12 protein-coding genes are annotated in these 13,335 nt (G+C 64.9%); 5 read left to right on the forward strand and 7 right to left on the reverse strand.

Translation table 11 applies throughout. The annotated features are described in order from the left end of the window. Both IDT60_RS00080 and IDT60_RS00085 read left to right on the forward strand, forming a co-directional pair. Window positions 1–882 (forward strand): rhomboid family intramembrane serine protease, encoded by an 882-nt coding sequence (locus tag IDT60_RS00080; RefSeq protein WP_164203750.1) that lies wholly within the window; start codon window positions 1–3, stop codon window positions 880–882. 816 nt (window positions 883–1,698) lie between these two features. Continuing rightward, a complete protein-coding gene (locus IDT60_RS00085) occupies window positions 1,699–2,169 on the forward strand; it encodes a carboxymuconolactone decarboxylase family protein (protein WP_191080402.1) in 471 nt (156 codons plus the stop codon). Between the two features lie 241 nt (window positions 2,170–2,410). On the opposite strand, the gene IDT60_RS00090 is transcribed toward IDT60_RS00085, so the two are convergent. Together IDT60_RS00090 and IDT60_RS00095 are read right to left on the reverse strand one after the other, a co-directional pair. Further along, on the reverse strand, window positions 2,411–3,025 hold the full coding sequence (locus IDT60_RS00090; RefSeq protein ID WP_191080403.1) for a DNA-3-methyladenine glycosylase I: 615 nt from the start codon (window positions 3,023–3,025) through the stop codon (window positions 2,411–2,413). Between the two features lie 19 nt (window positions 3,026–3,044). After that, window positions 3,045–3,299, reverse strand: coding sequence for a cell division protein CrgA (locus tag IDT60_RS00095; protein ID WP_164203741.1), 255 nt, complete (start codon window positions 3,297–3,299; stop codon window positions 3,045–3,047). Between the two features lie 174 nt (window positions 3,300–3,473). On the opposite strand from IDT60_RS00095, the gene IDT60_RS00100 reads away from it, so the two are divergent. From IDT60_RS00100 to IDT60_RS00110, 3 genes are read left to right on the forward strand one after another with little or no spacing between them, the layout of a single operon-like run. After that, window positions 3,474–4,280 carry a class E sortase gene (locus IDT60_RS00100; protein WP_191080404.1) on the forward strand — a complete coding sequence of 269 codons (807 nt, stop codon included), beginning with the start codon at window positions 3,474–3,476 and terminating at the stop codon, window positions 4,278–4,280. Continuing rightward, a complete protein-coding gene (locus tag IDT60_RS00105) occupies window positions 4,280–4,450 on the forward strand; it encodes a hypothetical protein (protein ID WP_167525096.1) in 171 nt (56 codons plus the stop codon). Before IDT60_RS00100 ends, IDT60_RS00105 begins: the two co-directional genes overlap by 1 nt. Beyond that, the gene (locus tag IDT60_RS00110; RefSeq protein WP_164203735.1) at window positions 4,447–5,088 is read left to right on the forward strand and encodes an aminodeoxychorismate/anthranilate synthase component II; all 642 of its coding nucleotides are present in this window, start codon (window positions 4,447–4,449) and stop codon (window positions 5,086–5,088) included. The genes IDT60_RS00105 and IDT60_RS00110 overlap by 4 nt, the downstream gene beginning before the upstream one ends. A 48-nt stretch (window positions 5,089–5,136) precedes the next feature. On the opposite strand, the gene pknB is transcribed toward IDT60_RS00110, so the two are convergent. From pknB to IDT60_RS00135, 5 genes are read right to left on the reverse strand one after another with little or no spacing between them, the layout of a single operon-like run. Further along, window positions 5,137–7,089, reverse strand: coding sequence for a Stk1 family PASTA domain-containing Ser/Thr kinase (gene pknB / locus IDT60_RS00115; protein WP_191080405.1), 1,953 nt, complete (start codon window positions 7,087–7,089; stop codon window positions 5,137–5,139). A gap of 15 nt (window positions 7,090–7,104) precedes the next feature. Next, window positions 7,105–8,832 carry a protein kinase gene (locus IDT60_RS00120; RefSeq protein WP_191080406.1) on the reverse strand — a complete coding sequence of 576 codons (1,728 nt, stop codon included), beginning with the start codon at window positions 8,830–8,832 and terminating at the stop codon, window positions 7,105–7,107. Beyond that, on the reverse strand, window positions 8,829–10,286 hold the full coding sequence (locus tag IDT60_RS00125; RefSeq protein ID WP_164203723.1) for a penicillin-binding protein 2: 1,458 nt from the start codon (window positions 10,284–10,286) through the stop codon (window positions 8,829–8,831). The genes IDT60_RS00120 and IDT60_RS00125 overlap by 4 nt, the downstream gene beginning before the upstream one ends. Further along, window positions 10,283–11,680: an FtsW/RodA/SpoVE family cell cycle protein gene (locus tag IDT60_RS00130; protein WP_164203720.1), complete on the reverse strand. Its 1,398-nt coding sequence runs from the start codon at window positions 11,678–11,680 to the stop codon at window positions 10,283–10,285. Before IDT60_RS00130 ends, IDT60_RS00125 begins: the two co-directional genes overlap by 4 nt. Next, a complete protein-coding gene (locus IDT60_RS00135; protein WP_191080407.1) occupies window positions 11,677–13,335 on the reverse strand; it encodes a PP2C family serine/threonine-protein phosphatase in 1,659 nt (552 codons plus the stop codon). Before IDT60_RS00135 ends, IDT60_RS00130 begins: the two co-directional genes overlap by 4 nt.

Here is a 13,335-nt window from a genome sequence, read left to right on the forward strand (position 1 = left end):
ATGAGCTACGGAATTCCGGCGGCTGAGCCGTCCGCGCAGATTCCGGTGTGCCCCAGGCACCCGGACAGGCCCTCCTATGTGCGCTGCCAGCGCTGCGGGCGCCCTGCCTGCCCGGACTGCCAGCGGGCGGCCGCCGTCGGATTCCAATGTGTTGACTGCGTCAACGAAACAGCACGGTCGACGCCGGCTGTTAAGAGTGTCTATGGCGGCGCCGTCGCTACGGGCAGACCAATGGTGACGCTGGGCATCATTGTGGTGTGTGCGGTGATGTACGTCCTGCAATGGATTCTTCCGAACGACTGGATGTACCAAAACCTGGCGTTCGCCAACATCTTCGCTGTGCCGGAATACGGCCAGTTCGAACCGTGGCGCATGGTGACGGCCGCTTTCCTGCATTCCCAGGGGTTCGTCCTCCACATTCTGCTGAACATGTACATGCTGTGGATTTTCGGCCAGGCACTCGAACCGCTCATGGGCAGGATCCGTTTCCTGGCGCTGTATCTGATCTCGGCCATCGGCGGATCGGTCGGCTACCTTGCGCTTACCCCCGGCTACCAGCCTGGCGTACCGCTCACCGGGGTGGTGGGTGCTTCCGGTGCCATCTTCGGCCTCTTCGGGGCGATGCTCCTGGTGCAGCGGCACCGCGGCGGCGACACGCGTCAGCTCTGGGTACTCATAGCCATCAACGGCGTCATTGGTTTTGTGGTCCCGCAGATCGCCTGGCAGGCGCATCTGGGCGGACTGATCGCCGGCGGCCTCTGCGCTGCCGTCATTGCCTACACACCCCGCGGTCCACGCCAAGGCCTGATCCAGGCGGCGGGGCTCGTGGCCGTGCTGGTTCTCCTGATCGCCGTGAGCTGGGTCAAGGTCTCCACAGGCTAGCTGCGCCCCGCTACGCGAACATCCAGACAGCAGACCCCGGCGTCCCCAGTGGACGGCGGGGTCTTTCTGTATCTCCGGGGAAGCAGTGCCTTTTTGAACTGCGATTCGTTCCCCGGTTCGAAACAGCCCGCGTCGATACATCCGGGGTCCGTTGCTCCCCGATTTCCCGACTGTGACGGCTCTTGTCCGCCTGTGGGCGCGTTGCCGGTTGCGGGGGCTGACCGGGCACTGCACCCGTCCTCTGACGGCTCTTGCGGCGCCTGCGCTCATGCCGCCTGACGCAGGCGGCACACGCAGCTCTTTGACCATAAAAACTCTTCCCCGCTGCCGCATACTTGGTTATCCACAGGGGTTATCCACACTGTTGGTAACTTACACAGGTGTAGTTCACAGAGCGTGGGACTTCCAGCCCCCGGAAGCCCGCTGTTTTCCATGCCGTACTGTCTCGGCTGTCCACAATTGTGGATAACCTCTGGGGATGGGCCTGTGGTTAAGTGGAAAAACTGCCCGTTTTGACACACAGTGTGGATAACTTGACGATTTTTGGCCTCTTCAGGCTGTCGACGGCCGTGGCGCCACCGTCTTTCAACAGGCTTATTCACAGTGTTAATAACTTACAGACGCGTAGTTAGAGATCCCGGTTTCCCGGCTCGTGGCCTGTGAGAGCTTCACCAAGGCCGGGCCTGTGGATTCTTGTCCACAACTGTGGATAACTTGTGGGTAGCCGGGTGTTAGTAAGTGGAAAAGTACGGCCTGTGGGAGGGTGTTTCTGTAGACGTCCACTCAAAAGATCTCCCCCAGCCAGGAGGACCCGCCATGAGCGCCACCGCGCCGCAACACATCTTTCTCGACAAACAGCACCCTGCGGTGTGGCGCGCTCTCAACGGACTCGGCCTGAAAGTGCGTGATGCCGCTGAAGAGGCAGGGATCGACCGGAAGACCATTGAACTGCTTTACGTGCGGATCTCGCAGATCAATGGCTGCGCCTACTGCCTTGATATGCACGTAGGGGACGCGGTCAAGGCCGGCGAGACGCCGCAGCGCCTTGCCGTGCTGCCCGCCTGGCGTGACACTGCCCTGTTCACCGACAAGGAACGGGCGATCCTGTCCCTGGCCGAGTCCGTTACCGAACTCACGGATTACGGTACCCGCGAGCACAACGAAGCAGAGGCGCGCGAACATCTTAGCGACGAGGAGTTTTCCGCCGTCAGCTGGTTGGCGATCGCCATCAATGCCTTCAACCGCGTTTCCATCACCAGCCACCACCCGGTCCGCCAGGAGCCCTAGCGGGGACGCCCCGCGTCGGTGTTATCCACAGCTAATCCACACTGTTAATAACTGCGTCGCTGAACCGGCAGGTTTCCCTCTCGCGCGTCAGGGCCTGTGCAGGAACCGGCGGCCCGCATTTGCACAAAAGTTATGCACATTGTGGATAACTATCCCAACAGCTGGGGACAACTGCCTCCACGGCAGGCAGTGAGACTGCTCAGTCACGCAGGAAATCAGGCAGCTCAGCCAAGGACGTCAGTCATTCCGGCCAGACACCCGAGGACCCGCGCCGGTGGCTGGCCAGCAAATGTGTGTCCACCATGCCGATGGCCTCCATTAGCGCGTACATGGTGGTGGGGCCAACAAACGAAAAGCCCTCTTTGCGCAGCGCCCGGGACAGCGCTACGGACTCGGGAGATTGCGTGGGGATGTCGGCGTGGGTGGCTGGCCGGGGCGTGGTGCCGGGCTGGAACTGCCAGACGAAATCAACCAGGCCTCCCCGTTCCCGGAGCGAGACGGTGGCGCGGGCATTGTTGATGGTGGCCCGGATTTTGAGCCGGTTACGGACAATGCCGGGGTCCTGCAGGAGACGCTCAACATCCGCCTCGGTGAAGGCGGCAACAGCGTCCGGGTCGAAATGATGGAAGGCGCTCCGGAAGGCCGGACGCTTGCGGAGGATGGTGGCCCAGGACAGGCCGGCCTGGAATCCTTCCAGGCTGATTCGTTCGTACAGTCCTTGCTCATCCCGGACGGGAAGGCCCCACTCAGAGTCGTAGTACTCACGCAGGAGGGGATCCACGGAGGCCCAGGGCGGACGGGCGAGTCCGTCGTCGCCAATTATGGTGCCGTCCGTACGCGCGGCAGCGGGGGTCATGCCGGTACTGCGGCCAGCGTCAGGAGCGCCAGCGTGTTGTCATCAGGAAACCGATGATGGCGATGCCGAAACCGGCCACAATATTCCACGACTCCCAGGCTTGGACGGGGAACCGGCCTTCACTGATGTAAAAGGTGATGATCCACAGAAGTCCAATGATCATCAGGCCAAACATCACGGGCTTGAACCAGACTGCGTTGGGCTTGTACGCCTGCGTCGTGGATGCGGGCTGGGCTGCGCTGGAAGACTTCCGGCGTGGCTTTGACTCGGGCACGTGCTCTCCTTGGCGGGCTGGAACAAGCTCGGCGCCGAGGGCTTGATATCCTGCAAGAAGGAAGTTGCCAGCGGTCTGCGCGATCTTGGTCAAATCTGGATTCTTACTAGCAGTCAATTCTAGCCGCAGTTCAGGGCGCACTTGTGCCCGAGGCGGCAGCCCCGAGGAGAACGCGTGGTAGTGCAGGAGAGGGCGAGGCGTGCCGCCAGGCCGCCTGCCGGTTTGAGGCCGGCCCGCGCCTCCGTTCTGCGCGGGACCGTGCAGGTGTTCGGCGAACTGCTCATCACGGCCGGGATCATCCTGCTGCTGTTTGTGGCCTGGCAATTGTGGTGGACCAACGTGGAATCAGATGCCCGGCAGAGTGCGGTCATCAAGGAGTTCGCCCAGGAACTCGGCAGTGCGGCCCCATCGGAGCCGGCCCCCGTTACCGGAACGCAGGCGGAGCCGGTGGACTATGGAGAACCCGTGGTCGGCACAGCGCCGGGCCACGCCGGCACCATCGGCATCATGTATATCCCCAGGTTCGGCGCCAATTACACCCGGCCCATCGTGCAGGGAACCACTCACGATGTCCTGGACACGCTTGGGCTGGGTCACTACCCCACCACGGCAATGCCGGGCGCGGTGGGCAACTTTGCGGTGGCCGGCCACCGGCAGACGCACGGGGCCGTCCTGGACAACATCCACACCCTGGTGCCTGGCGATAAGATCTACGTCCAGACCAAGGACGGATACTACGTCTACGTGTTCCGGAACAACCAGATAGTGATGCCGTCCCAGACCAACGTGCTGGAACCGGTGCCCACCCGCCCGGGCGCAACCCCCACCGAAAGCTACCTCACCATGACCAGCTGCAACCCGCGCTTCGGCGCCGAGGAACGCATCATCGCCTACGCGATGCTGGACAGCTGGCGGCCTGCCTCGGCGGGTCCGCCGGCCGAAATCGCGGCCCAGGTTGCCGCAGCCGTAGGGGGAAGCTGATGTACGGCTGGATTTTCCGCCACCTTCCGGGACCCCTCTGGCTGCGCATTTTCACTTCACTGGTGCTCATCGCCGGCGCCCTGGTCCTGATGGTCCAGTTCCTGTTCCCCTGGATGTCCGATCTCACCCAATTCACCGACTCAACGATTGGTGCCACAAGCCAGCCATGACCACAACCAAGATCCTGGTCGTAGACAACTACGACAGCTTTGTTTACACCCTGGTGGGCTACCTCCAGGAACTGGGCGCCGAAACGACCGTTGTCCGCAACGATGACGTCACCCTTGCCGAGGCCATCGAGCTCGCAGAGAGCCGCGACGGCGTCCTGGTCTCGCCCGGCCCGGGCAACCCCGCTGAAGCAGGGGTGTGCATTGAGCTGATCAAATGGTGCGGCGCGAACAACAAGCCAATGTTCGGTGTCTGCCTCGGCCACCAGGCGCTGGCCGAAGCCTATGGCGGCACGGTGACCCACGCGCCGGAACTGATGCACGGCAAAACGTCCCTCGTGGAGCACAACGGAACCAGTGTCTTTGCCGGGCTCCCCTCCCCCGTGACGGCCACGCGGTACCACTCCCTGGCAGCGGTGCGGGACACCATCCCGGACGTTTTGGAGATCACTGCCGAGACGTCGTCGGGCGTAATCATGGGCCTGCAGCACCGCACCGCACCGCTGGTCGGCGTGCAGTTCCACCCTGAATCAGTCCTGACCGAGGGCGGCTACCAGATGCTGGGCAACTGGCTGGAATCCCTCGGCATGACGGGTGCGGCCGCCCGGGCAGCCACGTTGAGCCCGCTTATCCAGCACTGACAGGCACTCCGCGCTGCTTTTTGTCCCGCGCTGCTTTGGCGGGTGCGGTCAGTCCCTGTCCCTGTCGCCGGTGCGGGTCGGGGTGGGAGTGGGTGTTGGCGTTGGTGTGGGCGGCGGCGGTGGTGCTTTAGCCACCACCACGTTGACGGTCGTACCCTGGTCAACGGCAACGTTCCCGGGTTCGCTCTGGTCGGTTACCCGGCCAGGTTCCACCTGCGAGTTCTCAACTTCCTGCACGTTGGGTACCAGTCCCAGGTCCTGAAGCGCTGTTTCAGCCTCTGCACGGGTGCGGCCACGAAGCTCCGGCATAGCGACCTTGCCAGTGGAAACAACAATCTCCACCGTGCTGCCCGGAGCCACCATCTGGCCAGGCGACGGGCTGGTGGTGATCACCCGGCCGCGGGGAACCGTGGCGCTGTTGGCCTCGGTGGTGGACGGGGCGCCGACCAGCCCGGTCTGGCGCAGGATATCGCGGGCCGCCGCCTCCGTCTGGCCGGGAAGGTTTTCGGGGATCTTCAGGGCGCTTGGACCTTCGGAGATGTTCAGGATCACTTCGGCATTGGGATCCAGGGATGCGCCCGCCGCCGGATCGGTTCCGATGGCGGACCCCTTGGGCACCGTCTCATGGGTCAGGCGTTCTGTCTTGGGGCGGAGGTTGGCCTCCCACAATCGCTGCAAGGCCGCCGATTCCGTGAGGGAGGCAACCACGGGCACCTCCACTTTGGGCGGCGGGGGCGGGGGCTGGTTCATGATCTGAAACAGCCACAGGCCACCGCCCGCGAGGACCAGCAGCGTCAGAACCACCAGGGTGGCAATCCACGTACGACGCCGGGACTTCTGCCGTGCAGTCCGCTCACGTTCGGGCGGGAAGCCGAGGGGCAGTACGTCCGCTTCCTGCACTTCCAGCGGTGCTGACGACTGCGCAAGGACGCTTGTGCCCTCGTTGTGCATGTCCGCGAGGTTGTACCGGCCCGTGGGTGTGTCATCAAAGTGGCCGGCTGCGCTGAGGCCGAATGCCTCGGTGGCGGGTGAATCGGGTGTGGGGACGTGGTCGTTGGGATCCGTGGGTGCCTCGGTGGCGGGAAGAGCGGGAACCGCGACGCCTGCCCGGGCCGCCCGCAGCGCACGACGGAACGCCGCGGCATCCTGGAAGCGGTCGTCGCGGTTCTTCTGCAGCGCCTTGGCCAGGACGCTGTCCAGCGCCGGGGACACCTCGGGGTTCAGGCTGCTGGCCGGCTGGGGGATCTCGCGGACATGCTGGTAGGCCACCGATACCGGGCTGTCGCCGACGAACGGCGGGCGTGCGGTGAGCATTTCGTAGAGCAGGCAGGCCGCCGAGTAGAGGTCGCTGCGCGCGTCCACGGTTTCGCCCCGGGCCTGTTCCGGCGACAAGTATTGGGCGGTTCCCACCACTGCCTGGGTCTGGGTCATGGTGGCCGAGGAATCCGCCATGGCCCGGGCGATCCCGAAGTCCATGACCTTGACCGAGTTGGATCCCTCGCAATACATCACGTTGGCCGGTTTGATGTCCCGGTGGACGATGCCCGCTTTGTGGCTGTACTCAAGGGCCGCGAGGACACCGAGGCAGAACTCGATGGCCCGGTCGATGCTCACTTCCTTGGCCCGGATGAGGTCACGGAGAGTCTTGCCCTCCACGAACTCCATCACAATGTAAGGCACGCGGACATTGTGCTCGGAGCCGTCCTGGACCAGATGTTCGCCCGTGTCATAGATGGCCACAATGGACGGATGGTTCAGCGCCGCCACGGACTGGGCTTCGCGCTTGAACCGGGCCTGGAACTGCGGATCCCTGGCCATATCCGGGCGGAGCAGCTTGATGGCCACTGTCCGGCCAAGGCGGGTGTCCAGTCCGCTGTGGACGTCCGCCATCCCCCCGCGGCCGATCAGGGCGCCGAGTTCGTAGCGGCCGCTGAGGACACGCTGATTATCCACCGGGAGGCTGTCCTCCCGGTGGAGCGGGGTGCGGGGCGAATCGTTCACGTGCAATCCAGGCGGCTACGGTGCGCAGGTAGGGGGCTGTACCGGCTCTGCGCCAGGGCTACAGGTAGGCAGCCCGGCCGTTGCCGGCGCTGACTGGGTCGAGGTGGGCTGGGGCTCCACAGTGGTCTGCGTCGGTTCGGGGGCCGGGGGCGCGACGGCGTACGTGATTGTGATCGGGGAACCCACTTCCACCCGTCCCGACCGCGACAGGGCGATGACCGTATTCGGTACGGAGTTGGGGTCCACCTGCGACTGGACGGTTACGTCCAGGTCCATGGCGGAAAGCTCCGACTGCACCGTCTGGAAGTTCTTTCCAAGATATGCCTCGGGAATAATATTCACCGTTGCGGTTGTCTGGGTGGGCGCAACACTGGTCTGCGTTGGCGTAGCCGTAGCGGATTGTGAGGTCCGGGTGGGGCTGGCACTCGTCGCCGGCGGGCTGGTCGACGCGGAGGTGGTGGCTGCGTTCTGGGCCGGGGAGAAAATCCCCTGCTGGGTCAGGAAGAACCCCACCAGCGCAAACAGCACAAGCAGGATCAGCGCAATCAGCGGCCAGGTCCAGGGACTGCGGCCGCGGCGTTCGGGCTCATCGGCGGGCTCGTCGTCGTACGTATCCTCTTCCTGGATCCAGCTGCGCTCCGCGGCCACCGCGTCAGCCCGCGACAGCGTGCGTCCGGTACTGGTCATGGCGCTGGTCGCCGGGCCGTCAGCTGCCGCACCGGCTGCCCCCGCTGCGGCGGCACCGGCGGCAGCACCCCCGGCAGCGGCGCCGAGCACCGGCAGCGCGGACGTCGACGTCGTGTTGCTGTCCTTCGGCCCGATGACGCCCGTGGGAGCCGTGGCAATGTCCACCGGTGCCGTGATGGGGCCGGTGGCCGCTTCGAACAGCAGCATGCCCGGGACCGCGGCATGTGCGGCGCTGATGTCACCGTTGCGGATGGCTTCGGCGGCTTCAGCCAGCTTGATCGCATTGGCCGGACGGTTCTTGGGATCCTTTGCCAGCATGGACATCAGGAGCGCGCGGACCGGCTTGGGCAGGGACTCCGGCAGCGGCGGCGGGGCATCGTTGACCTGGGCCAGCGCGATGGCGATCTGGGACTCGCCGGAGAACGGCCGGTGCCCGGTGAGGCACTCGTAACCGATCACGCCGAGCGAGTAGATGTCCGAGGCGCCGGTGGCTGTCTGGCCGGTGGCCTGCTCCGGAGCGAGGTACTGGGCAGTGCCCATCACCTGGCCTGTCTGCGTCAGCGGCACCTGGTCGGCCAGGCGGGCAATGCCGAAGTCGGTCACCTTCACCCGGCCCTCCGGCGTGATGAGGAGGTTGCCGGGCTTGATGTCGCGGTGCACCAGGCCCTGGGCGTGGGCCACGGAGAGGGCGCGGGCGGTCTGGGCCATCATGGACAGGGTGCGGTCCGGGGACAGCACCTGTTCGTGCTCGATGATGCTGCTCAGCGGCTGGCCCGGGACCAGTTCCATGACCAGGTAGGCCGAGCCTTCTTCCTCGCCGTAGTCGAAGACGTTGGCGATGCCCACGTGGTTCAGCAGTGCGGTGTGGCGTGCCTCGGCACGGAAGCGCTGGAGGAACCCGGGATCGCCGGTGTACTCCTCCTTCAACACCTTGATGGCGACGATGCGGCCCAGGACCAGGTCTTTGGCCTTCCAGACCTCGCCCATCCCGCCAATCGCAATCCGTGTGGTCAGCTGGAATCTGCCGCCGAGGGTGATTCCTGTTGTTGGCCTCACTTATTCAACACCGCCTCAAAAATCTTCTTCGCGTTCGGACTGGTTAGCTGTGCGCCGGTGGTGATGTCTACGCCCTCCATGACGATGGTGACACCCACCTGCGGGTTGTTCGCCGGGGCAAACCCCGTGAACCAGGAGTTGTTCAGGCCGTTGCCCAATTCGGCGGTTCCGGTCTTGCCGGCCACCTGGACCCCGGGGACACCCGCGGCGCCGGCGATCCCCTGGCTCACCGCGCTCGTCATCCACTCAGTGATCTGCTTGGCAATTTCCGGTGTGGTTGACGTCCGCAGCGCTTCAGGCTTGGGCTCATCGATAACGCGCAAATCCGGGGACCGCAGGGTCTTGACCAGGCTGGGGCTCATCTGGACGCCGTTGTTCGCAATGGCCGCGGTCATCATGGCCACCTGAAGCGGCGTGGTGCGCACATCCTTCTGGCCGATCACGGACTGGGCCAGGCCCGGTCCGTCCAGTTCTTCCGGGAAACCGCTGCCCTTTGCATAGGCCAGCTTGAGCTGGTCGCCCATGTCCTCGCCGAACCCGAACTTCGCCGCCTGTTCAGCGATGGCATCCCGGCCGATGTCGAGGGCGATGCTGGCGAACGGGGTATTACAGGACTGCTGCAGGGCGAAGGCAAAGCCGGCGGTGTCCCGGGTGTAGCAGTTGCCGCCGGCGTAGTTGGGCAGCGTGTAGGCGATTCCGGGGAAGGGCATTTGCGCTGGGTTGGGCAGCTCGCTGTCCTTGTTGTACTTCCCGGAGCTCAGGGCCGCGGCGGTGGTCACCAGCTTGAACACAGAACCCGGGGCGAGCATCTCTCCCGTGGGTCCGCTGACGTTCTGGTACAGGTTGATCCCGGGAACCTGGAGCAGCTCATTGATGTTGGCGGTCTCGGCGGCGGGGTCCTGGACGGCGATGAGATTAGGGTCATATGAGGGCTTGGAAGCCATGGCCAGGATGGCGCCGGTCTTGGGATTGGTAACCACGATGGATCCGCGCTGGCCGTCCGGAATCAGGTCATATGCCAGCTTCTGGAGCGCAGGGTCGATGGTGAGTTCCACCGATGCACCCTTTGGCTGGCTGCCCAGGAAGAGCTGTCCGACACGGTCCAGGAACTGCTGGTCCGAGCTGCCAGCGAGCTGTTCGCGCATGGCCTGCTCCAGACCGGTGGCACCGTGGTTCTGCGAGAAGAAACCGGTCAGGCCCGCATACAGCTCGGGCTGCGGGTAGGTCCGCTGGAACCCGCACTGTTCCGTAGCCTCAACGGATTCGGCCACGGGGTCCCCGCCCACAATGATGGCCCCGCGATCGTTGCAGTAGTCCTGCAGGATGGCGCGGTTGTTCCAGGCGTTGGCTTTGAGATCGTCGGCGCCAACCACCTGGACATAGCTCAGTGCACCGAAGAGCAGGGCGAAGAGCGCGATGGCCGCAACCCATGAGTTCCTGATGGCCTGGTTCACAGGGGTTTCACCGCCTCGGTTTGTGTCTTGGTTGCTTCGTTTTCAGTCCCGGCCCCCGGCGGCATGGGCGTCGTGTCAACCGGGCCCCGGGCCGTGTGGGAAATCATGAGCAGCAGGCCCACGATGATCCAGTTGGCCAGCAGTGAGGAACCGCCGGCTGCGAGGAACGGGGTTGTCAGCCCGGTCAGCGGGATCAGCCGGGTCACACCGCCGATGACCACAAAACACTGCAGGGCCACGGCGAAGGACAGGCCGCAGGCGAGGAGTTTTCCGAACGCATCACGGGTGCCCAGCGCGGCCCGGAAGCCGCGCGTGAACAGCAGCAGGTACATCATCACCACGGCGAAGAGCCCGATCAGGCCCAGTTCCTCACCGAGGGAGGCGATGATCATGTCGCTGTTGGCGAAGGGGACAAGGTTGGGCCTGCCCTGGCCCAGTCCGGTCCCCACCAGTCCGCCGTTGGCCATGCCAAAGAGCCCCTGCACGATTTGGTGGCTGCCGCCGGGGGAACGGTCGTAGACCTCGGCGGTGAAGGCATTAAGCCAGCCGTCAATGCGGAGGCCGACGTGCGAGAAGACCCGCGAGGCAACAAAGCCTCCGCCCAGGATCAGCGCGACGCCGATCACCACCCAGCTGATGCGGCTGGTGGCCACGTAGATCATCACAATGAACAGGCCGAAGAAGAGGACGGAGGACCCGAGGTCACGCTGGAAGATCAGCACACCGATGCTGACCAGCCAGGCGGTGATCATGGGGCCCATGTCCTTGAACCGGGGGAACTGCAGCGGGCCGATCTTGCGGCCGGCCAGCAGTATCAGGTCACGGTTTGACGAGAGATACCCGGCAAAGAATATGGCCAGCGTGATCTTGGCAATTTCGCCGGGCTGGAAGGTCATGGGTCCCACCCTGATCCAGACCCGGGCGCCGAGGATTTCGCCGGCGGAGATGCCGGGGACCAGGGGAAGGATCAGCAGGAAGGCGCTCACAGCCAGCGAAATGTAGGTGAAACGGCGGAGGATCCGGTGGTCCTTGAGGAACCAGATCACGCCGATCGCAACGGCCATGGCAATAACGGTCCAGCGCAGCTGGTTGTTGCCGGTGTCGTCGCCGGGGGCATCGAGGCGATGAATCATTGCCAGGCCGATGCCGTTCAGGGCAACGACAATTGGAAGTATTACCGGATCTGCATATTTCGCCCTGACGCGCAGAACCAGGTGGAAGACGATCGCGGCGACCGCCAGGAGGCTGGACTGGAACCAGAAGTCCGAGTCGAAGGCCTTCTCCTGGTCCACACCCACCAGCATGTTCGCGCCGATGCCGACAGCAAGGGCCAGCAGGAGCAGCAGCAGCTCCACATTGCGCCGCGGTTTGGGCATGGTGTTCAGCTGGCTCATTGGCCCACCTCGCAGGTGACGGTCGGGCTGGGTGTTGCGGCAGGGGCCGGCGCGGCAGCCGGGTCAGACGCAGCCGGCGACGGCGCGGGTGCGGCGGGACTCGCGCCATCAGCCGGCGGAGTGGTCGCAGCAGCGGTGGGCGACGGGGACGCGGTGAGGCATTCGTTGGACGGGGCAATGGTGCCGGTGCCTTCGAGGTTCTTCACGATCCGCTGGGCATCGTAGAGGTCCCGCGCCGGCACCGTCTGCCGGACCCGCTGCTGGGAGAACTGGGGCAAGGAGTCCATCCGGATTTCTGTCACGGCCTCGAGGGTAGAGAGCTGGATGGGGCCAAGCCGCTGCGAAACCCCGTTGTAGATTGCCACGCGCGAATCGAATTCCCCGATGTAGTAACGGGTCTGGGTCCAGGCATAGCCAAGCCAGAGGCCCACGGTCAGGACCAGGAGCACGGAGGCGGCGATGGTCCAGGTGACCCAGCGGCGCGGTTTGGCCGGCTCCAGGATCTCGTCCGCTTCGGTGTCGGCGGGCTCCGCCTTGTGCGTGAGGACGGTGGCGGCACGCCTGGCTACGGTACGGCCGGCAATGGTGGGAATGGACCCGGATTCCGCCGCAGTGGCCGCAGCTCCGACAAGTTCATGGGGCCGTGAGGCCAGCTCCTGGCGCAAGACCTCGGCCGACAGGTGCTCGCCCAGATGGGGATCGGTGGAGGCGGACGGTTCGGTAGCCGCCGGCTGGCCGTCCGGGTTGGTTGCCGGCGTGGTTTCAGCCGTGGCCGCCTCTTCGTCCGCGGCCTTTTTCTTCGCCGTTTCGCCAGCCCCATCAGGTGTGGCGGCAGCGGCGGGCAGGCCGGGAGGAATGACGTCGACGGCGGCGGTACTGACGTCGTCGTGCGTTTCCTCCACGATTTCCAGCATGATCACGGTGACGTTGTCCGGTGAACCGGCTTCGAGAGTGAGGTCAACCAGGGTTTCCACGCACTCGCGCAGGTCCTTTGTTTCCCGGACGGTGCGTTCCACCACGTGCCCGGCCACGTAGTTGAGTCCGTCAGAGCAGAGCAGCCACCGTTCACCCGGCTTGACGTCCAGCGTGTCCAGATCCAGTTCGGGGCTGGCATCGACGTCGCCCAGGACGCGCATCAGGACGTTCTTGTGCGGATGGGTCTCGGCTTCCTCGGGCCGGAGCCGGCCTTCGTCGATGAGGCGCTGCACGAAGGTGTGGTCCACGCTGACCTGTTCGAACTCACCGTCGCGGAGACGGTAGGCCCGGGAGTCGCCGATATGGGCGAAGTGCAGTTTGCCCTCGGCAAGAAGAAGGGACGTGACAGTGGTGCCCATGCCGGCAAGTTTGGGATTGATGTGGACCAGTTCGGACAGCAGCGAGTTTGCCGTCTGGATTTCATCGGCCAGGACCGTGAGGGCGTCACCGTGGTAGTCCCCGTGGTCCAGGTGAAGCATGTCCAGGACGGTGGCGGCCGAGGCCACATCGCCGCCTGCGTGTCCGCCCATGCCGTCCGCTACCACTGCCAGATGACGGCCCACATAGGCGGAGTCGTCGTTCTTGGCCCGGATGCGGCCCACATCGGATCGCGCTGAATAGCGCATGATGAGGGGCCGCTGAACGGGCCGGGCCTCGTCTGCGGGGGTTTCGGCGGCCAT

The sequence above is a fragment of the Pseudarthrobacter sp. BIM B-2242 genome (genome assembly GCF_014764445.1).
GTDB lineage: Bacteria > Actinomycetota > Actinomycetes > Actinomycetales > Micrococcaceae > Arthrobacter > Arthrobacter luteus_A.